General features: G+C 41.8%; 21 protein-coding genes. 11 read left to right on the top strand and 10 right to left on the bottom strand.

Annotation, left to right across the window (positions count from 1 at the left end; all coding sequences use genetic code 11):
• The first annotated feature begins 91 nt into the window (after positions 1-91).
• Positions 92-520, top strand: a complete 429-nt coding sequence (locus tag H3V01_RS03265) for a hypothetical protein (RefSeq protein ID WP_198185987.1) — start codon at positions 92-94, stop codon at positions 518-520.
• A gap of 99 nt (positions 521-619) precedes the next feature.
• Here the strand turns inward: H3V01_RS03265 and H3V01_RS03260 are convergent, their stop codons facing one another.
• Positions 620-1,438 carry an META and DUF4377 domain-containing protein gene (locus tag H3V01_RS03260; RefSeq protein ID WP_198185986.1) on the bottom strand — a complete coding sequence of 273 codons (819 nt, stop codon included), beginning with the start codon at positions 1,436-1,438 and terminating at the stop codon, positions 620-622.
• 134 nt (positions 1,439-1,572) lie between these two features.
• Between H3V01_RS03260 and H3V01_RS03255 the strand changes: the two genes are divergently transcribed.
• Positions 1,573-2,388 carry a competence/damage-inducible protein A gene (locus H3V01_RS03255; RefSeq protein WP_025330577.1) on the top strand — a complete coding sequence of 272 codons (816 nt, stop codon included), beginning with the start codon at positions 1,573-1,575 and terminating at the stop codon, positions 2,386-2,388.
• 315 nt (positions 2,389-2,703) lie between these two features.
• The gene (gene serC, locus H3V01_RS03250; RefSeq protein WP_198185985.1) at positions 2,704-3,807 is read left to right on the top strand and encodes a 3-phosphoserine/phosphohydroxythreonine transaminase; all 1,104 of its coding nucleotides are present in this window, start codon (positions 2,704-2,706) and stop codon (positions 3,805-3,807) included.
• A gap of 108 nt (positions 3,808-3,915) precedes the next feature.
• Here the strand turns inward: serC and H3V01_RS03245 are convergent, their stop codons facing one another.
• From H3V01_RS03245 to H3V01_RS03235, 3 genes are all read right to left on the bottom strand, one after another.
• Positions 3,916-5,277, bottom strand: a complete 1,362-nt coding sequence (locus tag H3V01_RS03245; protein WP_198185984.1) for an FAD-binding oxidoreductase — start codon at positions 5,275-5,277, stop codon at positions 3,916-3,918.
• Between the two features lie 128 nt (positions 5,278-5,405).
• Positions 5,406-6,278 (bottom strand): carboxylating nicotinate-nucleotide diphosphorylase, encoded by an 873-nt coding sequence (nadC, locus tag H3V01_RS03240; RefSeq protein ID WP_198185983.1) that lies wholly within the window; start codon positions 6,276-6,278, stop codon positions 5,406-5,408.
• A 215-nt stretch (positions 6,279-6,493) separates the two neighbouring features.
• Entirely contained in the window at positions 6,494-7,453 is a 960-nt protein-coding gene (locus H3V01_RS03235; protein WP_084586299.1) for an NUDIX hydrolase, read from the bottom strand.
• Between the two features lie 217 nt (positions 7,454-7,670).
• Between H3V01_RS03235 and nadA the strand changes: the two genes are divergently transcribed.
• The gene (gene nadA, locus H3V01_RS03230) at positions 7,671-8,894 is read left to right on the top strand and encodes a quinolinate synthase NadA (protein WP_198185982.1); all 1,224 of its coding nucleotides are present in this window, start codon (positions 7,671-7,673) and stop codon (positions 8,892-8,894) included.
• Positions 8,866-10,404 (top strand): L-aspartate oxidase, encoded by a 1,539-nt coding sequence (gene nadB, locus H3V01_RS03225; RefSeq protein WP_198185981.1) that lies wholly within the window; start codon positions 8,866-8,868, stop codon positions 10,402-10,404. Before nadA ends, nadB begins: the two co-directional genes overlap by 29 nt.
• Here nadB and H3V01_RS03220 read toward each other — a convergent pair.
• Positions 10,399-10,917: a TlpA family protein disulfide reductase gene (locus tag H3V01_RS03220; protein WP_198185980.1), complete on the bottom strand. Its 519-nt coding sequence runs from the start codon at positions 10,915-10,917 to the stop codon at positions 10,399-10,401. The two genes, nadB and H3V01_RS03220, sit on opposite strands and share 6 nt — an antisense overlap.
• Positions 10,918-11,185: 268 nt before the next feature.
• Here H3V01_RS03220 and arsC point away from each other — a divergent pair, with 268 nt between their 5' ends.
• The 6 genes from arsC (at position 11,186) to H3V01_RS03190 (ending at position 16,762) form a co-directional block, all read left to right on the top strand.
• Positions 11,186-11,542, top strand: coding sequence for an arsenate reductase (glutaredoxin) (gene arsC / locus H3V01_RS03215; RefSeq protein ID WP_025330570.1), 357 nt, complete (start codon positions 11,186-11,188; stop codon positions 11,540-11,542).
• Positions 11,543-12,202 (top strand): YdcF family protein, encoded by a 660-nt coding sequence (locus tag H3V01_RS03210; protein ID WP_025330569.1) that lies wholly within the window; start codon positions 11,543-11,545, stop codon positions 12,200-12,202.
• Positions 12,203-12,601: 399 nt separating this feature from the next.
• Complete coding sequence (gene hemL, locus H3V01_RS03205; protein WP_198185979.1) at positions 12,602-13,891, top strand: glutamate-1-semialdehyde 2,1-aminomutase; 1,290 nt, start codon at positions 12,602-12,604, stop codon at positions 13,889-13,891.
• A gap of 434 nt (positions 13,892-14,325) precedes the next feature.
• Entirely contained in the window at positions 14,326-14,586 is a 261-nt protein-coding gene (locus tag H3V01_RS03200) for a hypothetical protein (protein WP_084586294.1), read from the top strand.
• Positions 14,587-14,714: 128 nt separating this feature from the next.
• Positions 14,715-15,377: a response regulator gene (locus tag H3V01_RS03195; protein ID WP_084547155.1), complete on the top strand. Its 663-nt coding sequence runs from the start codon at positions 14,715-14,717 to the stop codon at positions 15,375-15,377.
• Positions 15,353-16,762, top strand: coding sequence for an ATP-binding protein (locus H3V01_RS03190; protein WP_198185978.1), 1,410 nt, complete (start codon positions 15,353-15,355; stop codon positions 16,760-16,762). Before H3V01_RS03195 ends, H3V01_RS03190 begins: the two co-directional genes overlap by 25 nt.
• A 269-nt stretch (positions 16,763-17,031) precedes the next feature.
• Here the strand turns inward: H3V01_RS03190 and upp are convergent, their stop codons facing one another.
• From upp to purN, 5 genes are all read right to left on the bottom strand, one after another.
• Complete coding sequence (gene upp, locus H3V01_RS03185) at positions 17,032-17,664, bottom strand: uracil phosphoribosyltransferase (RefSeq protein ID WP_025330564.1); 633 nt, start codon at positions 17,662-17,664, stop codon at positions 17,032-17,034.
• A 75-nt stretch (positions 17,665-17,739) separates the two neighbouring features.
• On the bottom strand, positions 17,740-18,051 hold the full coding sequence (gene grxD, locus H3V01_RS03180; protein ID WP_025330563.1) for a Grx4 family monothiol glutaredoxin: 312 nt from the start codon (positions 18,049-18,051) through the stop codon (positions 17,740-17,742).
• 22 nt (positions 18,052-18,073) lie between these two features.
• Positions 18,074-19,336, bottom strand: a complete 1,263-nt coding sequence (locus H3V01_RS03175) for an RsmB/NOP family class I SAM-dependent RNA methyltransferase (protein WP_198186425.1) — start codon at positions 19,334-19,336, stop codon at positions 18,074-18,076.
• 9 nt (positions 19,337-19,345) lie between these two features.
• Entirely contained in the window at positions 19,346-20,020 is a 675-nt protein-coding gene (locus tag H3V01_RS03170) for a DUF3108 domain-containing protein (protein ID WP_198185977.1), read from the bottom strand.
• A 17-nt stretch (positions 20,021-20,037) separates the two neighbouring features.
• On the bottom strand, positions 20,038-20,679 hold the full coding sequence (gene purN / locus H3V01_RS03165) for a phosphoribosylglycinamide formyltransferase (RefSeq protein WP_198185976.1): 642 nt from the start codon (positions 20,677-20,679) through the stop codon (positions 20,038-20,040).
• Positions 20,680-20,690: the final 11 nt, after the last annotated feature.

Genomic DNA, 20,690 nt, shown 5'->3' with positions numbered 1-20,690 from the left:
CGATTATATATTTCCCATTTATTTTCAAAATTAATGAGATATACAAAGATATTAATATTAAATTTTTAAAAATTTAATCAAGGGTGAGTATATGAATATACTGAAATTATTTCTGTTAACGGTAACAATCGGTTTACAGTTTAACCCTGTTCTGGCAGCCAGCCATAAAAACTTCGCTGATAATAATGAATTTGATGATGCAGATAAAATTTTAGCTCAAATGTATCATCAGCAACAGCAAATTGAAAAAGAAATCGACAGATTATCCGCATCAGTTATTCAGGATGATAATCAGGTTAAGCTTTTTAAAAACTGCAAACAGCCAGAGTGCCATCAATATAGTGAAACGACATCTTTCCGCATTGATCCGAATCAGAATTTTACTTATCAGAATCAGATTAGCAAAGATGGAAAAAGCAAATCAGTTACCCGTAAAGGTAAAATTACTCAGCATAATGGCAGAAAAACATTAATACTGAATAATGCCAACAGTCAGCCGGATGTTTATTTACAACAGTAAATTCTCAACTTTTTAGGCTGTATTGAATACAAAATATCCGTTAAATAAAAAGGCAATGATTTTTTTCATTGCCTTTTTAGTTATCTATTATAGAAAACTTTATTTATGTTTATGCTTCGGAGACTTCACTACTGAGCGTTCGATTATCTGATCCAGCTTATAAACATACTGGTTATCTGCAGCAGTACCCGTTACATCAGCCGGTTTAACCTCATATACATTTAGACGTAATACCTGATTTTCCTGCGGATTAAACTGCCAGCCATCAATCTTGCCGGCAAAATTACGCCATACACCAGTTTTAACTTTAACTCCCTGATCATTGTAGCTAATTTCTCTGACTTTCAAACACTGAGCTACCCCCTGTGCAGTATGGCAGGTTTGCGTTTGCGGGCTTATTTCCCAAAATACCACAGCAGGCTGACCATATTGAGCAACGGCAGCAGGGACACCGTGCCAGAGCAAATGTTCGCCGCGCCGGTTTTCAATCCATAATTCTGGCTGCGCATTCTGGTCATTCTCAGCATTAAGCAGCCCTGCATGTAATTTCTGACCATTCATAAAAGCCACAACTGCAGAGTCCTGCGCCATAATATCAGGCGCACAGGCTTTCATAGTGCTTACCGGAGCCTGAATTTGCATATCCTGATCATTTAACTGATAGTTAGAACTAATATTATTGCAGCCACCGGTAACATTTAGCCGCTGACCGGAAAAATTCATTGTCATAGATGAGCCGGCTGCAAAACCGGGTAACGGCCGACCATGCCGGTCAGTAGCTTCAGCCAGCTGCCAGTCATAGGCGCTTAACTGCGGAACAGTGACGGCACGCATACTTACCTTACGGTCAGATGTATGTGCACAGGCCGCAAGACTGCCGGCAATCAGAGCGGAAACTGCTAATTTTTTGATATTCATAAGTACATCCTTGCTAAAATAACACTACACTTGCACATTAAAATAATTCAGCACATAAAACAACATTCATGTTTTATTCGGCAGACAGGTTATAGCTATCATGCAACAACTGCCGCAAATACAGGAGTATTCGTATGCAATTCGGTATCATTATAATTGGTGATGAAATTCTGAATGGTTCGCGTCAGGACAGCCATTTTGTTTTTTTCAAACAATTATTACAACAACACGGTTTATATATGGCCTGGGCGCAATATTTACCAGATGATCAGGCAGTTATTACCAGACAGCTTATTGAATCATTTAAAGAAAAAATACCTGTTTTTGTTACCGGCGGCATAGGTGCCACACCAGACGACCATACTCGTCAGGCCTGTGCAAAGGCGTTGAACCTGCCGTTAACACCTCATCCGGAAGCACTGAAAGCAATTGAAACCATTTCACTGAAACAGGGAGATACACTTGACAGCCCTGCACATTTGCAACGGACAAAAATGGCTGAGTTTCCACTGGGCTCAGCACTGATTCCTAATCCTTTCAATAACATTGCCGGTTTTTCAATCAATGAGCATTATTTTTTCCCGGGCTTTCCCCAAATGGCACACCCTATGGCCCAGTGGGTACTGAGTCAATATTACCAGCAGAATTTTTTCCGGCAGAAACTGGTGACTAAAGCAGCTCTGGTTGATGGTGTGCCTGAGTCCAAAATTACGCCTTTAATGGAAGCAATTGAACAAAACTGGTCTGGGATTAAAACTTTTAGTTTACCCACCATTCGTGATGATTTACCGGCAGAAGAACAAATACATTATTACCGTCTGGAATTCGGTCTGAAAACACATAGTGAAAATTCTGTTTTTTTGCCAGAAGCCTGGGAATATGTATTACAGGAACTACAAAAACTGGGGGCAACCAATATTATTCCACTGGATAAAAGCAGTGAGGGCTGAATATAAAGATAAGACTGATGGCTTATCTCAGAATAAATCCGATTATTTATAGAAAAATTACCTGTTCAAACGTAAAAAAAAAGTGGTTTAAACTAAATCCATTATACTAACAGGCAGAAATAACCATACTTTTGCTACTTTACATGCAAAACGGTTTTGTATTTGCTTTCCCATTATCAAGCAACTAGAATTTCACCAGTTCACTGACAGATTGCAACATTAATCTGTGAACAGACTGCCAGTGTATACACACCCATCAAACGGACTGAAATTAATCAACAACAGTACATTTCTGTAACAGGTTTAAATTTATTCATGACAACACTGAACACATACAATTTTTCTGCCGGTCCTGCAATACTGCCAGAGGCCGTATTAGAAACAGCACAGGCTGAAATGCTGGATTATAACGGTACTGGTTGCTCAGTCATGACCATGAGCCATCGATCAGATGCTTTTATTAGTATTCTGCACCATGCCGAGCAGGATCTACGCCAGCTTATGCATATTCCAAACAACTATAAAGTTTTGTTCATGCAGGGCGGTGCCAGTGCCCAGTTCAATATGGTCGTGATGAATCTGGCCAATGGTTTTAAGCGGGTTGATTCAGTAGTCTCCGGTAACTGGAGCCGTATCGCACACAGCCAGATGGGTAAACTTTCCGATGCAGAAATACATCTGGCAGCACATGGTGGTGATTTATATAACTACACAGATGTACCGCCGGTTGAAAGCTGGGATGTGGATCCAAACTCTGCTTTTGTTCATTACTGCATTAATGAAACAGTACATGGCCTGCAATATCGCAACATTCCCAAACCAGATGGTTTGCCCCCTGTCATCTGCGATATGTCGAGCGAAATTTTATCACGACCGGTAAATGTAGCAGATTTTGGCGTTATTTATGCCGGTGCACAAAAAAATATCGGACCATCAGGTGCTACTATTGTGATTATTCGGGAAGATCTGCTTGATCGTTGCTCTGAACGAATACCTGATGTGTGGAATTATCAAAGTCATATCAGCCGGCAGGGAATGTACAACACTCCGGCAACTTATCCGATTTATATTTCAGGTCTGGTATTTCGCTGGCTGCAAACTCACGGTGGTGTGGAACAGATGGAAGCCATTAATACCCTTAAAGCTGAAACGTTGTATTCTGCCATTGATAACAGCAATGGATTTTATATCAATAATGTGAAACAGCATGCACGCTCACAGATGAATGTTATTTTCCATACACCTACAAAAGAGCTGGATAAAATATTTGTAATGCAAGCCGGTGCTCATGGTTTAAGCGGATTACAAGGCTATAAATCAATGGGTGGAATGCGGGCGAGTATTTATAATGCCATGCCCATACAGGGTGTTGAAGCTTTAGTGGAGTTCATGCAGGAATTTCAGCGCCGCTACGGATAATAAACTGATTTTTTTCTGATTACTGGTGTGGTGATAATTACCACACCAGTTTTTCATCTCTATTCTGGAAATATTCAATTCGCTCAAAGCTAAGTTCAAACCCAATGTTTAGTGAGTGGTTGCCGGACGGTACCGCTCCAGAAATAGATTACTGAATTTATTCTCTGGATCTAAGCGCTCTTTAAGCTTAAAAAATTCTATTGCCCGTGGGTATGCGCGCTGAAATTGCTCCTCAGTTGCATGCAATTGATAAGGTAAATAATAAGTACCTCCGTTTGCTAATGCCGCATCTATTAATTCCCGTGTCCATATCCCTACCTGCTTTTTACTCTGTTCATCAGTTCCTTGCTGATAGTAAATCACAAAAGCAAATACCTCAGTTTTAGCCCATGCCAGCAAAGAACCACTATCAGGAATAGCATGACGAATAGAGATATTGATAATATTTGCCTGATGCTTTTTCAGGATGTCTATCATCTGCGGATAAAAATCATCAAACTTTTCTACCGGTATGAAATATTCTTCCAAAGCAAAACTTTTATCTTGCATGGAAATAGGCTCTAAAAGTGCTACTGCTAAGCTGGCTTCATAATTACGCATCATTACTGGCTGTTTTACAAAATAGGCATCATCATATAATTTGCGCAATTCTTTACCAAAATCCGATGCAGCAACAATTTTCAATTGTCTTTGGCGTTTGCGTGTAGGTGCAGAAAGTGGTCTTAAACGGGCAGAAATAGTTAATGGTTCATCAGTCTGCTTAAAAGTCACAGCCCTAACCTTTTTGAAATCAGGAGGATAAATAATGGCATTATGAAATATGGCCGTTCTGTCAGCACGAATCTGCTCAGAGAAATAAGAGGAATACTGACTAATCGGCATCACATCATTAATTCGTTTTACTTTTACATTTTCAGTAAGGCGTAATGTCACTTCTGTGATAACACCCAATGCACCATAGCCACCAATAGCACCATAAAAAATATCCGAATTTTCTTGCGGGCTGGCTAAAACTATTGAACCATCTGCCAGTACTATTTTAATTTGCTCAACAGACAGAATAATAGGACCTGCCCCCATATATCGACCATGTACATTAACACTTAAAGAACCACCAATACTAAAGTCAGCCAGACTTTGCATGATTTTCACAGATAATCCATATGGATCAATCAGCTCCTGTACCTGACGCCAGTTTGCACCTGCTTCTATCGTTAAAAGTTTTTGTTCAGGATTAAAAGCAATTACATGATTGAGTTTTTGAGTATCTATTTGCACGCCATTCTGAACTGCAGTTTGCCCGCCCATACTGTATTTACCACCAGCTATACTAATGGGACCGGTTGTGTGCTTAACCAGCTCTGCAACCTCTTCGGTTGATTCCGGCTGTATCACAGCGACCATCTGTACCGGCGTCATACCGGTAACATCATTAACTACCACCGCATACGCAGTTAATGGCAACAACAAACAAAAACAGCTATACCAAATAATTAGTTTTTTCATTATTAAATAATATTTATTCTTATAAAAGATATATTATTGTACTAATTAATGATAATATAATATTTGTTTTAAAACAAAATTTTTGATTATTTTCATTTTTTCAGAATATTCTGATTATCTGCATAATCCAGACCAATATCCAGATAGCGTGCGCTGTGGGTCAGATAGCCCATCGCCAGAAAATCTACGCCTGTTTCTGCAGCAGCTACCACAGTATCCGGTCGCAAATTACCTGAAGCCTCAGTCTGACAACGTCCCTTACACCAGCTCACAGCTGTTCGCATTTCTTCTATTGACATATTATCCAGCAATACCACACTCACGCCTTCATCCAGAACCTGACGCAGTTGCTCCAATGTGTCAACTTCTACTTCCACTGCAATCAAATGGCCGGCATAAGATTTAGCTTGCTTAACAGCAGTAATAATATCTCCTCCGCTAAGCGCAATGTGATTATCCTTAATCAGTATAGCATCATCCAGACCCATACGATGATTACGTCCCCCGCCCATTCTTACTGCATATTTCTGGACTATACGCAAATTAGGTATGGTTTTACGTGTACACGTCAGCTGAGCTCCGGTATGAGCTATAGATTTCTGAATTTCATGAGTTGTAGTGGCTATTCCGCTAAGATGCGTCAGAAAATTTAACGCTGTGCGTTCGGCAGCGAGGATAGCACGCGCATTACCGGCAACCCGGGCCAGCACTGTACCGGCGGCGGTAATATCACCATCATTTTTGTATGCAGTAAATTCCAGATTTTCATTCATCAGAGCGAAGCTCTGCTGGGCCAGATCTAAACCGCATACCACACCGGGTACTCTGGTTACAATACTGAATGCGGCCATCCTGTCTGCCGGTATCACTGCCTGTGAGGTAACATCTCCGCGTCTGCCTAAATCTTCTGACAGTGCAGCCTGTACTATTGGACGGGTAATTATTTCTGGTAAATCGCTAATCATATTGTTAAGCCCGGATATATACTCTTTTAGAGTATATATTAGTAGTCAAAGTCTGAAAATACGTTAACAAATAATAAGCAGATAAATTTGAAAAGCGGTAGTTTTTAAATTCAGCAAATTAATCAGATTTATTTGTTTAAAACCAAGAATCAAAAATTTTTAATCAGAAAATTTCTATTTTATCAACGGAATTGATGACAATTACGCTATTTGAATTACTGTATATGGTTATTAATTAATGGTAATCTGTAACCGGAGAGCAGACTTTCCTGTAAAACATTTTCATTAAAACGGTACAGCTGTGCCGGACGTCCGCGCTCAGCCACTACTGTGGTTCCGGTTGGCACAACCAGCTGCTGATTGTTGATTAATCTGCGAAAATTCTGTTTATGTAAATCTACGCCATTCAGCGCCTCTATGCTTCTCTGCAACTGATATAGAGTAAATTGAGGCGGCATTAAATCAAAAATTACCGGACGATACTGTAATTTAGCTCGTAAACGAGATACAGCAGTAGCAAGAATACGGCGATGATTAAACTGCATGGAGCGACCGGTCAGCATAGCCGGCAGACGACCGTCGAAATAGGGAGATTCAGTGATCATGCCAACTTCATACATCAATTCATAACGCAACAGAGCATTTTCTGCCAGCCATTGCTGCCCGTTTATTCCCCAGCATAAATTCAGGCGCTGCTGACGCTGATTGCGGATTTCCTGATTCGGAGCAGCATCTACCCAGTTCTGCATCGGCAGGATTAATTGATCGAGTATCTGCTTATGCTGAGGCAGTCTGCTGTCTTCCCAAGGAAAAAATTCATACCAGTCATGCCATTTGGCTTCCAGCTTTAAACCACTCTCAGCAGCTTCTTTTACCAGTCCGAGATAGCTGATATTAATTACAGCATGGCCGCAATGATGGCTGCGTTTGACATCAACAAATGTATATAACTGTTCCATATAGCCTAATGGCTGACCTGTCTGCTGATGTACCCAGGTTCTGGCACCAGCCTGTAAAGAATGATGTACAGGCTTCAGCGGACCATATGGCAATAGTTTTCCATCGTTTATGGTAAGTACCCGCGCACTGAAATCGGTAACAGCAAACAATACCGCCACGAGTTCAGCTGCACTGTCGCTATAACTTGAAGATGAATATTCAGCTGAAGAGTGCATGCGGATAAACTCCTTTATTAAAGCTGGCTAATTGTAAAGAATTTGTCGCAAAAAAACAAAATTCACTGATTGAGTAGATTACCGCAAAAGCACCGTTGTATCTAACTGAACGCAACTGATTATCACATTCAGTCGAGTTTATTCGAGTTCTTGGCTTTTTCGTATTGCCTTATATACTCATTATGAGCATAATTAATTATTCCTTTCAGGAGCGATTATGCAAAGTACCAATCAATGGCGTGCATTCGATTACGAAAAACCACAATTGTCATCAGTTGCAGCTACTGAGAATGCTGCACACACTACTAAAGATGAATCTGCTGTGCTGCAATGTGCCTGGGCTAAAATTCCACAGCAATTGGACCGGCAGCAAAAGCAAAAATATATTGAACAGGTAAAAGCTCTATTACTGCAACAGCATGCTGTGATGCTGGCACATTACTATGTTGAACCGGAATTGCAGGATCTGGCTCTGGCTACTGGCGGCATGGTAGGTGATTCACTGGAAATGGCACGTTTCGGAGCACAGCATCCGGCAAAGACTTTATTGGTAGCCGGAGTGAAATTTATGGGCGAAACTGCACGAATACTCAGTCCGGAAAAAACTATTCTTATGCCCGATACTGAAGCGACCTGCTCTCTTGATCTGGGCTGTCCGGCAGAAGAATTTACTGCTTTCTGCAACCAGTATCCAGATCGGACAGTTGTGGTTTACGCCAATACCAGTGCCGAAGTTAAGGCCAGGGCTGACTGGGTCGTTACTTCGTCAATTGCTCTGGAAATTGTTTCTTTTTTACATGCCCAAGGAAAAAAAATTATCTGGGGACCGGACAGACATCTTGGAGAATATATTCAGAATCAGACTGGTGCAGATATGGTGCTCTGGCAAGGTTCCTGTCTGGTACATAATGAATTTAAAGGTCAAGAACTGGCTTTAATGAAAGCACGCTATCCGCATGCCAAAATACTGGTTCATCCTGAATCACCGGCAGCTGTAGTCGCTTTAGCTGATGTAGTAGGTTCTACCAGCCGTCTGTTGCAGGCAGCAATTCACGATTCGGCAGATACATTTATTGTAGCGACAGATCAGGGCATATTACATGAAATGCATAAACATGCTCCGGAAAAAACCTTTCTGGCTGCGCCTACTGCAGGCAATGGTGCCACCTGCAAGTCTTGTGCTTTCTGCCCCTGGATGGCTATGAACGGATTACAAGCCTGTATAGATGCTTTAAGCAAACCAGAACAGCATAAAATTGATCTACCTTCTGCTTTAGGTAAACAGGCTGGTATTTCCATACAGCGTATGCTTGATTTTTCAACTGCATGGCAGGAATTTCATACTGATAAGACCAATCTTCACCATACAGAAAACCATTCACCCGATATTTTTGCTCACTGGATTAGCCAACATGACCAATATCACACCCTGCTCTGTTAATACTACCGATGTTTTGATTGTTGGTGCCGGTTTGGCCGGGCTGACGGTGGCCTTATCTTTACCGGAAAATTTTCACATTATTTTGCTGGCAAAAGAAGATTTATCAACCTGTGCCAGTAATCTGGCACAAGGCGGAGTAGCAGCTGTTATTGATCAGGCAGACAGTGTAGCCGAACATATTAAGGATACGCTTATAGCCGGTGCCGGCTGCTGCAATGAAAAACAAACTGCCGAAATTCTGGCTGAAGGCAACAGTGCTATTGAATGGTTATGCGCCCATGGCGTGGAATTTACCCGTGAGAATGGTCGCCTGCATCTGACACGTGAAGGCGGACATGGCCGGCGGCGTATCGTACATGCGGCAGATCATACTGGTCACAGTATTACTCATACACTCCAACAACAGCTATCAGCACGACCAAATATTCATATTTTGCCGCATAGCTGTGTTATCGATTTAGTGTATGAAAATTCAGTTTGTACCGGAGCAGTCGTACAGATGGCACAAACTGATGAGACCGTAACTATTCAGGCTAAGCATACTGTACTGGCAACCGGAGGATTGGGACAATTATTCACTCTGACCACTAATCCGGTAACAGCAAATGGACAAGGAGTTGCTTTAGCGGCTCTGGCTGGTTGCAGAACGCAAAATCTGGCTTTTGTACAGTTCCATCCCACAGCACTTGCCTTACCCGAAAATCCGTGTTTTCTAATTTCTGAGGCTGTACGCGGTGAAGGAGGTATTTTACGTAATCAGCAAGGCCGGCGCTTTATGCCTGAATACGATAACCGTGCCGAGCTGGCTCCGCGTGATATTGTTGCACGAGCCATTGCAAGCGAAATAGCTAAAACCGGCCATCACTGTGTATATCTGGATATCACTCATTTACCTGAAAGCTTTATCTGCACACATTTCCCGCAAATTTACCAGCATTGTCTGCAACAGGGTCTGGATATCACTCGTGAATTAATTCCGGTAGCACCAGCAGCACACTATGCCTGTGGCGGCATTGTTACAGACACCGATGGGCGTACCGATATAGCTCAGTTGTATGCTATAGGTGAAACTGCCTGTACCGGGCTACATGGTGCCAATCGTCTGGCCAGTAATTCTTTACTTGAATGTGTTGTAACCGGACGCAATGCCGCGGCATCGATAGTTGCTTCTAAAGAACACCCGCAAACATGGCCAGTCAATCAGCAGGTGAATTCATCAGAATTGACCTGGCAGGAAATTATTTTTCCGGAACAACCTCATCCGACTCAGGATATCCCTTCTTTCAGTATGCAAGCACTGCAACACTCCATGAGCCGTTATTTTGGAATTTGCCGACGAACTGATGAAATGTTCACGCTGCATAAAATATTACAATACTGGTATAGGCAAACCATTAATCAGCAACACAAGCTGTCACTGGTAACTGCGTTATTAATGGTACAGGACGGGCTAAATCAGCAAATGAACCGTGGCACACACTTTAATCTTGACCTACAGGTAAATCTATAAACGAACGTTGTGCTGTTTACACTGCCGTCTGGCTTCAGCAATTACTTGATTCAGCTTTATTTCACTCAGTGTACCTATCAATGCCCGCTGAAAACCGCATTTAGGTGCCTGAACCTGAGTAAAAGGTACTCCGCCAATATTATTGCCTAATCGTTGCATCCATGCACGGCTATCCGAACCTGTATAACGGTATAACGGATACGGTACTGACACTTGCTGTGTAAAGCGTTGTAAATTTGCATCATTATCTAAAGATACACCAACGACAGCAATGGTTTTCTTCCCTGAAGTTCGTTGTTGCTGATACCAGCGCGAAAGCATAGCTATTTCACTACGACAAGGTTTACACCATGTTGCCCATACATTAACCACCATTATTGGGGAATTAGTTGGTAAAGTAGCTGGTGTACGCTGAGGCCAGTTTTGTAATTCTGCAGCATGCACACGAATACAGCTTAGAAACAGTGCGCTAATTAAAAATATTTTTTTCAAGACTTGGGCAGACGGAAACATATCATTACCTTAATATTACCTTTAATAGCAATTATTATAGAATAATTCATATACAATTTTGCCGCAAAAACATTAGCAGTTAAGAGGTTTATTTATTTTTATTTTGTATAAATCAATTGAAATGCATATTCAAAAACAGATAATTTATTTACATCCGACACATTAATTCAGCTTTAGCTTTAGAATAATTAATAATACTTGTCAAAATTTGAAGTTTCGTCCACACTTCCAATTTAGATTTTTTATTTATAGAAGTTCAGGGATAATCATGACACACACCGTCATACTGTACCATAATCCAAATTGCTCTAAGTCGCGCGCTGCCCTGTCTTTACTCCGAGTACGCAATATTAATACCAAAGTCATTCCCTACCTGACCGAGCCTTTATCCGAAGCACAAATTCGTTCACTGAAACAAAAACTGGCCATCAATTCAGCACGGGAAATGATGCGCAGTAAAGATGATCTGTTCACACAACTGAATCTGCTTGAAGCAGATGAAGATACTCTGATTGCCGCAATGGCTGCACATCCGATTTTGATTGAACGACCGATAGCTGTATACGGCGAACATGCCGCTATAGGTCGCCCGTTAACGAATATTGAAGCTTTACTAGAACAATAAATGAGCTCCGGCACACGTTTAGGTTTTTGGTATTGTCTGCGCACTGTAATTGCCGGATGCAGCCTATTTGTTGGTGCCAACTATGCTTTTAGTGTTGCTACAGTCTACCAGCTCAGCCATCCGCAGCAAGTACCGACAGAAGCCGATGCCGCTATCGTGCTTGGCGCAGCCGCTTGGGATAAGCGCCCTTCACCAGTTTTCCGTGAACGTATCAATCATGCCATTAATCTGTATCGTGCCGGCATAGTAAAAAAAATTCTCTTTACTGGTGGCAGCCCCAGAGCCGGTTTCATGACGGAAGCAGCCGTCGGACGTCGCTATGCTATCCGTAACGGTGTTGATGCCAATGATATTATTTATGAAAATCATTCGCGCGATACCTGGCAGAATCTGGTTAATGCAAAAGCCATAGCTGATGATAATGATCTAAACAGCTTTATTATTGTCAGCGATCCATATCATCTGGCACGTGCTTGCTTTATGGCACGTGATCTGGGTTTAAATGTACAGCTTTCGCCTACTCCAACTACCCGCTACACCGCAACCCAGTCGAAATTACGTTTTATTGCGCAGGAAAGCTACACTTTAATGGTTTATCAGTGGGTGCAGCATTTATCAAAATTTCCGCGTTTTATTCGTATGCTACGTACGCTAGTTTAGTAATTTTCTTTTAGTTACCTTAGAATCTGAGAATTCTGTCCATTAATTTAGCTAAAAAACATAAATTTCATACAGCTATAAGATTTTAAATCTGAAATCTTAGCTCTGTCTTTATGTATGTGAGACTTACGATTTTACAATCAGCTATAGATAATTTTATTTCTTTGAAAATAGAAAGTATTACTTAATCAATTATTAATAGTAAGAAATTACATATTAATATTTAATAAATCAATTATTTCACCATTAAAATTACTTACTGCTACCCTGATATTTTATTTTATCTTCCGGATTCCTGTTCGAAAAGCTAAAGACAATTAACCTTTAGGGGTAATCGATAGTATGATTAATCCCTGAATGCAAGTTATCTGATATTCCAATAAAGCAAAGGTCATAATCATGGATAGAAACCAGCAGCTTTTTGAAGAGGCAAAAACCATTATTCCCGGCGGAGTAAATTCTCCTGTACGGGCTTTTGGCAGTGTCGGCGGCATACCCCGCTTTATTAACAAAGCTCAGGGAGCTTATGTATGGGATGAAAATCAAACCCGTTATATTGATTATGTCGGTTCATGGGGACCAGCCATTGTCGGTCATGCACATCCTGAAGTTGTTCTGGCAGTCTGTCAGGCGGCCGAAAATGGCTTATCTTTTGGTGCACCGACAGAAAATGAAATCCGCATTGCAGAAGAAATACGCCATATCATGCCCAGCATGGAACAGATTCGATTGGTCAGTTCAGGTACAGAAGCAACTATGAGTGCAATCCGTCTGGCCAGAGGTTTTACCGGCAGGGACAATATCATTAAATTTGAAGGCTGTTATCATGGTCATTCAGATAGTCTGCTGGTTAAAGCCGGATCTGGTCTGCTAACCTTTGGTAATCCCAGCTCTGCCGGCGTACCTGAAGATTTCAGCCGCCATACCCTGGTATTACCTTATAACGACGTTGAGGCTTTGCAACAAACTTTTGCCAGCAAGGGCGACAGTATTGCCTGTGTTATTGTCGAACCAATTGCCGGTAATATGAACATGATACCCGCCACAACAGAGTTTGTTCAGGCATTGCGTGAACTTACAGAACGGTACGGAAGTGTTCTTATTTACGATGAAGTAATGACCGGTTTTCGCGTTGCTCTGGGCGGAGCACAATCCATTCATGGTATTAAGCCTGATTTAACGACAATTGGCAAAGTAATTGGCGGAGGTATGCCAGTAGCAGCTTTCGGTGGTCGTGCGGACATCATGGCCTGTGTATCACCTTTAGGTGCTGTATATCAGGCAGGTACACTTTCCGGTAATCCGGTATGCGTAGCAGCCGGACTAGAAACACTGGAAATCATACAACGACCCGATTTTTACACTACACTCAGCAATCATACCCGACAATTGAGTGATGGTCTGACAGCAATCGCACATGAAGCCAATATCCCTTTCAGCAGCCGCAGTGAAGGCGGTATGTTTGGTTTCTACTTTACTGATAATCTGCCATCCTGTTTTGCAGATATGCAAAATACCAATCAGATACTATTTAAAGAGTTTTTCCATGCCATGCTGTCACGCGGTGTTGCATTTGCACCATCAGCATATGAAGCAGGTTTTGTTTCAGCTGCTCATAGCAGTGAAATCATTGCAGATACACTGGGTTTAGCTGCCGAAGCGTTTACGGAAATTGCGCGCACTGTCTGAGACATTTATTCTTACCAGTGTATGTCAAAAGTAAAACATACACTGGTATTCTAGATAATAATCAACTCTGAACTAATAATAACGTAATCTACATATCTTTATATTTATACTTATAGAAGCCACATATTAAGACAAGATTAAATTCCATTTTCTATAAAAATCTCATTTATTTATTATTAGCAAATAGATTTCAATAGCATATAAATAATAATCTTTATTCAATGCATCAAACATAAACCATTATAAAATCATATTATTTTAAATTTTAAACTAATAAGCGAATCTAAACTTACTCTAAATAATAACATTTAATTACATTAAATTAACAATAAACAACATTTAGCTAAGTCTTGCCTAAGTATTTAAAGCCATACTGTGCATCAACAAGAACCGAGATGGTTATTGTCTTTAATTACTTTTAATGGAGATCTGTCATGAAAAAAATCACTGCTGCTGTTGTAAGTGCTATCTTTGGTTTAACTGCTGCTGCTGCCTTTGCTACCCCTCCTAAACAAGCTACAGCCACCACTACTACTACAACTACTACAGCTGAAAACACCAGTGCTAAAACTGTAAAACCAGCTGTTAAAAAAGCACCAGTAAAAAAAGTACATACTAAAAAAGCACATGCCAGAAAAGCAGCTGCTAGTACTACTACGACCAAACAAACAACTACCACTACTGAAACTAACTAATCAGTCGCTGGTTAACGTTTGAATAAAACCGTTTCAGGAATCCTGAAACGGTTTTTGTTATCATAGATATCTCACAGTCTGAAACAATACAGACTGGTTAACAAGTCTATGCGGAAAAATGTTAACTCATGCGAATTCTACTTCTTGAAGATGACAAAATGATTGCAGAAGCATTAAGCGATATGCTGCATGCTGCCGGTTTTGCCGTTGATTGTGTGGCTGACGGTATTGCAGCTGAAAATGCATTGCAACCAGAAATTTATGATATTGCCCTACTGGATATTGGTGTACCCGGACAGGATGGACTAAGTGTGTTACGCCACTTACGTGCAAAAAACTGTGATTTACCCGTTATTCTGATTACTGCCCGAGACACAGTGGAAGAACGCATTAATGGTCTGGACAGCGGTGCCGATGACTATGTAATTAAACCTTTTGCGCCTTCCGAATTACTGGCGCGTATCCGGGCTTTATTACGCCGCCGCAGCGGACATGCTACTCCTATACTAAGTAATGGCACCATTACCCTGAATCCTGCTACTCGTGAAGTCAGTGCCAACGGACAGGTTACCCGGCTGTCAGCACGAGAATATGCTTTGATGTACAGTTTATTGCTCCAACCCGGCACGATACTGTCTCGACAGGAACTGGAAGAAAAGCTCTACGGCTGGAATGAAGAAGTAGAAAGCAATGCCGTAGAAGTAGTCATTCACGGAATTAGAAAAAAACTGGGCAGTAATGTGATTAAAAATGTACGAGGACTGGGATGGCTGGTAGACCGACGCGGATAGTCTCATCACTACAGTGGCGCTTATTACTGGTTTTAACCATCGTAGTAACTTCAATCGCTATTATTGGTGACATTCTTGCCTATCAGACTGCTTTTCGGGAAACACAGGATTTACAAGATGCTCAGCTGGAGCAGATAGCCCATTTACTTGATCCGCGCAGTTCCATACTGCGCAGAGATACACAGGAAGATCTCAATTTTCCTGAAAGCGCCAGAACGCTGCCCAAACCACGCGTGCTGGCACAGACACTAGATTCACCCTATCTCAATATTCTGATGGGAGATGATAATGCTGTGCAGAACCTTCAACAATTACCTGATGGTTTTCATAACTTTACTACGGTAGCTCGTCATTGGCGGGTTTACCTGCTCACCCGTGAACGTGAGCGAATTATTGTTGCTCAGCGAACAGCATACCGAAATCATATAGCCAAAGACAGTGCATTAAGTGTAGTTTGGCCATTTCTTATTCTGATGCCTATTCTATGGCTGTTTACAGCTATCTGGATTCGCCGCCTGTTTCGGGCAACACAGGAAATGAGTAGCGAATTAACCGCACGCAACGCCAATGATTTATCACCTCTGGATACCAGGCACGTACCGACAGAAATCCGCCCTTTCATTACCGCACTTAACCGCCTGTTCAGTCAGCTACAGGCTGCGATTGAGCATGATAAAAAATTTATCAGTCATGCAGCACATGAATTACGTACACCAATTACCGCACTTACTCTGCAAATAGCCCGTTTTGATGAACCGGAATTAACTATTCAGGAACAACACAAACTTATTGAACAAATCAAAGCAGGTATTGCAAGAACCGAACAGCTGCTTATCCAATTATTATCTATGGCCAGAGCACAGCATCAGCAGCAGCAACATCTGATAGCGAACAATGCTCAGAAAACTGCACTAATGCCCTTACTGCGTGATTTAATTGCCGAATTATTGCCGCTGGCCGAACAAAAAAAACAGAATTTAAGTTTCGACATTAGCGAAGATATTTTTCTGCCAGTCAGCAGTAATGATTTATATACTATTTTGAAAAATATACTGAGTAATGCCATCAAATACACTCCTGTTGATGGGCAAATATGCATTGGCATTAGACCAACCACAGATAACAAAACGATTTTACTTATAGAAGACAATGGTCAGGGAATCTCTGAAACTGAGCGCCAGCTAGTATTTGAACCGTTTTACCGTATTTTGGGCAACAATGAAAGCGGAAGCGGCCTCGGGCTGGCAATCGTTAAGACCCTGTGTGATCAGTGGCACATCAGTATCAGTCTGGCAGACTCTGGTCTGCAAAATTCAGAACAGAAAGCAGGACTGGCTGTAAGCCTGATATTCAGCCCAGATAAGCTGCAAGCACAAAACAAATAACCATCTTAAATCTTACAAAATGATTGCATCAGATTATAATTAACCGGCAAATATTCGATTTATCATTTTATAAATAAAAATTTATTTCTTATCTGACCAGCCAATTCTATTTAGAATATTTATCTGATACCTATATCCATTTTTTAAAACAAACCTGAATTTAATTCAGCATAATAAAAAACACAGAATCTTCCATACAGAAAACTCTGTGTTTTTTTATTAACAGATTCTTTCAGCGATCAGACTGCATGAAATAATCTGAATTTAAATTACCAGTGCTTGGTACCAAAAATCTTGTCACCAGCATCGCCCAGACCAGGAATAATATAGCCATTATCATCCAGATGATCATCCAGAGCTGCCGCGTAAATAGTCACATCAGGATGAGCTTCATTGACAGCCTTTACACCCTCCGGAGCGGCCACAAGAACCAATGCCTTAATATCCTTGCAACCTTTTTTCTTAAGTAACTCAATAGTTGCATTCATGGATCCACCTGTTGCCAGCATTGGATCAATGATCAATGCCGGGCGTTTATCCATCTGACTGACAAATTTTTCAAAATAAGGTACCGGTTCCAGCGTTTCTTCATCGCGCTGTAAACCTACTACACTGATTTTAGCTGTAGGAATTAAGTCCAGTACGCCATCCAGCATACCCAGCCCTGCCCGCAGAATCGGTACAATAGTAACCGTTTTGCCTTTAATCTGGTAAGCATCAATCTCACCACACCAGCCCTGCATTTTGACAATTTCTATATCAAAATCACGGCTGGCTTCATAAGCCATTAAGCGTGCCAGTTCTTTAGTCAGCGTACGAAAACGATAAGTACTGCAATCTTCTTCTCGCATTAATGACAGCTTGTGCTTCACCAGAGGATGGTCAATCACATTTATATTCATAGCCAGTTCCAAAAAATAATTGCTATAAAACCTGAATAAAACAGCTACCGGAAAATATTTCCGAACAAAACTCTGTCAGACAGACGCCAGCAAAGTCTGCAATTCACCTGCTTCGTACATCTCCAGCATAATGTCAGAACCACCGACAAATTCACCTTTTACATACAATTGCGGAATTGTCGGCCAGTCTGCATATTCCTTGATACCCTGACGGATATCTTCATCTTCGAGCACATTAACAGTATAGAACTCTTTTAAACCGGCAGCTTGCAATATTTGTACAGCACGGGATGAAAAACCACACTGTGGAAACTGCTTAGTGCCTTTCATGAACAACACAACCGGATGTTCAGTAACAAGCGTTTTAATTCTTTCCTGAGTACTCATGTACATTCCTTCTTATATCACTTTATTTAATGCGTGTAAGTACAGCGGCAAAAAAACCGTCTGTATGATGTTCACCGGTGTTCAGCTGCAGATAGTTACCCTGCATATCAGGTAAGACATTACTTTTAAGCAAAGTCTGCACCGGTTCTATATGCCAGCCTGTATTGGCTGCCAGAAAATTATTTAACTGTTGCTGATTTTCCATTTCCAGAATACTGCAAGTTGCATACACAAGCCTTCCGCCCGGACGTACCAGTGCAGAAGCTGCCAGTAAAATTGATTGTTGCTGCTCGAGCAACTTCCGGATATTGTCATTACTCTGACGATATTTTAAATCAGGATTACGACGCAAGGTGCCCATTCCGGAACAGGGCGCATCAACGAGCACACAATCTGCCTTATTCTTTAATCTAGCAATACGGGCATCATGCTCATTATCAATCCGCTGCGGATGAATATTAGTCAGACCTGCCCGAACCATTCTCGGCTTCATATTAGCCAAACGTTTTTCAGCCACATCAAAAGCATACAGCCGGCCGCTGCCAGCCATCATTGCACCCATCGCCAGTGTTTTACCACCTGCTCCGGCACAGAAATCGACAGCAATCTGACCGCGTTTAACGCCTGTTAGCAACGCCAGCAGCTGACTGCCTTCATCCTGAACTTCCAGCACACCGTCTAAAAACAGCGGATGCTTGTTTAAAGCCGGTTTATCAAATAGCCGGATTCCCCATGGCGAAAAAGGCGTAGCTTCAGCACGCATTCCTTCTGCCTGTAACGCAGACAGAATCTTATCACGTTTGCCTTTCTGAGTATTTACCCGTACATCCAGCGGCGCCGGCTGCATAACACTGCGACCGTAAGTAGCAATCTGATTATCATCCCAGCCCTGCTGTTGCAGACACTCAATTAACCATTGAGGCAGCTCAGCAGCTGTTGTCAGATCGGAAGCAAAAGCAGACTTTTGCTCTTTAACATCAATCAGCCACTGCTTTTCTTCTGAGTCACAAAGTGATTCTACTCCATGTACGCTTATTCCCCGCCCTAAAACCAATGCAGCCAAAGCTGCACGACGTGGTTTTTGATGCGGTTTTGGCAGCATCTTCTGAATTTTCTGCAAATGGCGGATAGTAGCGAACACAGTTTCAGCTATTTCCTGCCGGTCACGCATACCCAGCTTGCGCTCACGCCGGAAAAAAGCTGAGAGCACAACATCTGCAGGCTGTCTGAATGTTAATACCTGTGCTAGCGCAGAAGTAGTTAAATCAAGTTGTTGTGCATTTATCATAATTTCTTAAAAAACCTTCCCGTTAATCCGGCCGCCTTTCAGTTGCAATGTATATACTTTACCATTGTCCACATAGCTAATCCGTACCGGAATATTCTCAAGCTGGGGAGCGAATGCATATTCCACTACATCATCGCCACGACTGATGCTGTACTGTCTGATCTCAATTTGCCGTCCGTTTAATATCAGCTGATCACTACCACGGCTGTTAACTGCATCCAGTTGGTATACTTTTTTACCATTGGTCAGATAAGTATTTGCGGGCAATTTACCTTGATTAAAGCCCAGCTGCCAGCCAAGAGCAAACATATCATATACCGGTCCGTTCACCGACATATGTTTAACTGCTTCAGAAACCTTACCATAGTCAACCCTATGCTCAGAAAAATGTGCCTGAGCATATGGTTTGCCAAAGCGGCTGTCAGTGTAGGAAAGCGGATTTAAAACTGAGTCTTTTACGGTTCCGGACGAAACAAACTGCATCTGGTAAAAAATCAAATTAATTTGCGTATTAATCTGATACTGACCATCCTTTTGCACAAAATCCATATTTACCGGCAAACCATAACTGTCGACAAACTGCAATTGTGCCTGCCGAGGCAGGTCTGCTGCCTGTGCCATAGGTATGAACAGCAAATTTATCCAGACAAATATCAAACCTGAATATACTTTCAACTTCATATTTTTCTCATAACATCTTAGTTTTTCAGGCAGGCCACATTATCCGTAACAGCTTCAGCAAGATTTTTTACCCTGTTACCTTCAACTACCAGATTTCCAGCAACAAAATCAGCCACTGCTTTTGGTAAAAGCTGATGTTCAATCTTTAATACGCGCTGTGCCAGAGTATCGGCTGTATCCCCGTTCAGAACAGGTACTACACCTTGGGCTATAATCGGACCGCAATCCAGCTCGGCAGTGACAAAATGAATCGTACAGCCTGCAACCCGGCAGCCACTATCCAGTGCACGCTGATGAGTATGCAGTCCGGTAAAAGCGGGCAATAATGACGGATGAATATTAATTAACCTGTCCGTATAATGTTTGCAAAACTCAGGTGTTAAAATGCGCATAAAGCCAGCCAGTACCACCAAATCAGGCTGATAAGCATCAATATGCTTTATCAATGCCGCATCAAATGCGTCACGGCCTGGATAATCATGATGGCTGATTGCCTCTATTGTCAGCCCGTGTTGCGCAGCCCACAGTAAACCGGCTGCATCAGCCTGATTACTGATTACTGCCACAATTTCTGCCTGCGCAATATCGGCTTCTGCAAGAGCCTGCATATTGCTGCCGCGACCGGAAATCAGAATCACAATTCTTTTTTTAGCGCCCATCTCTCACCTGT

This window comes from Snodgrassella sp. M0351, from assembly GCF_016100575.1.
Taxonomy (GTDB): domain Bacteria; phylum Pseudomonadota; class Gammaproteobacteria; order Burkholderiales; family Neisseriaceae; genus Snodgrassella; species Snodgrassella alvi.
Note: the sequence above shows the minus strand (reverse complement) of the source record. Positions and strands in the feature narration are given on the sequence as shown.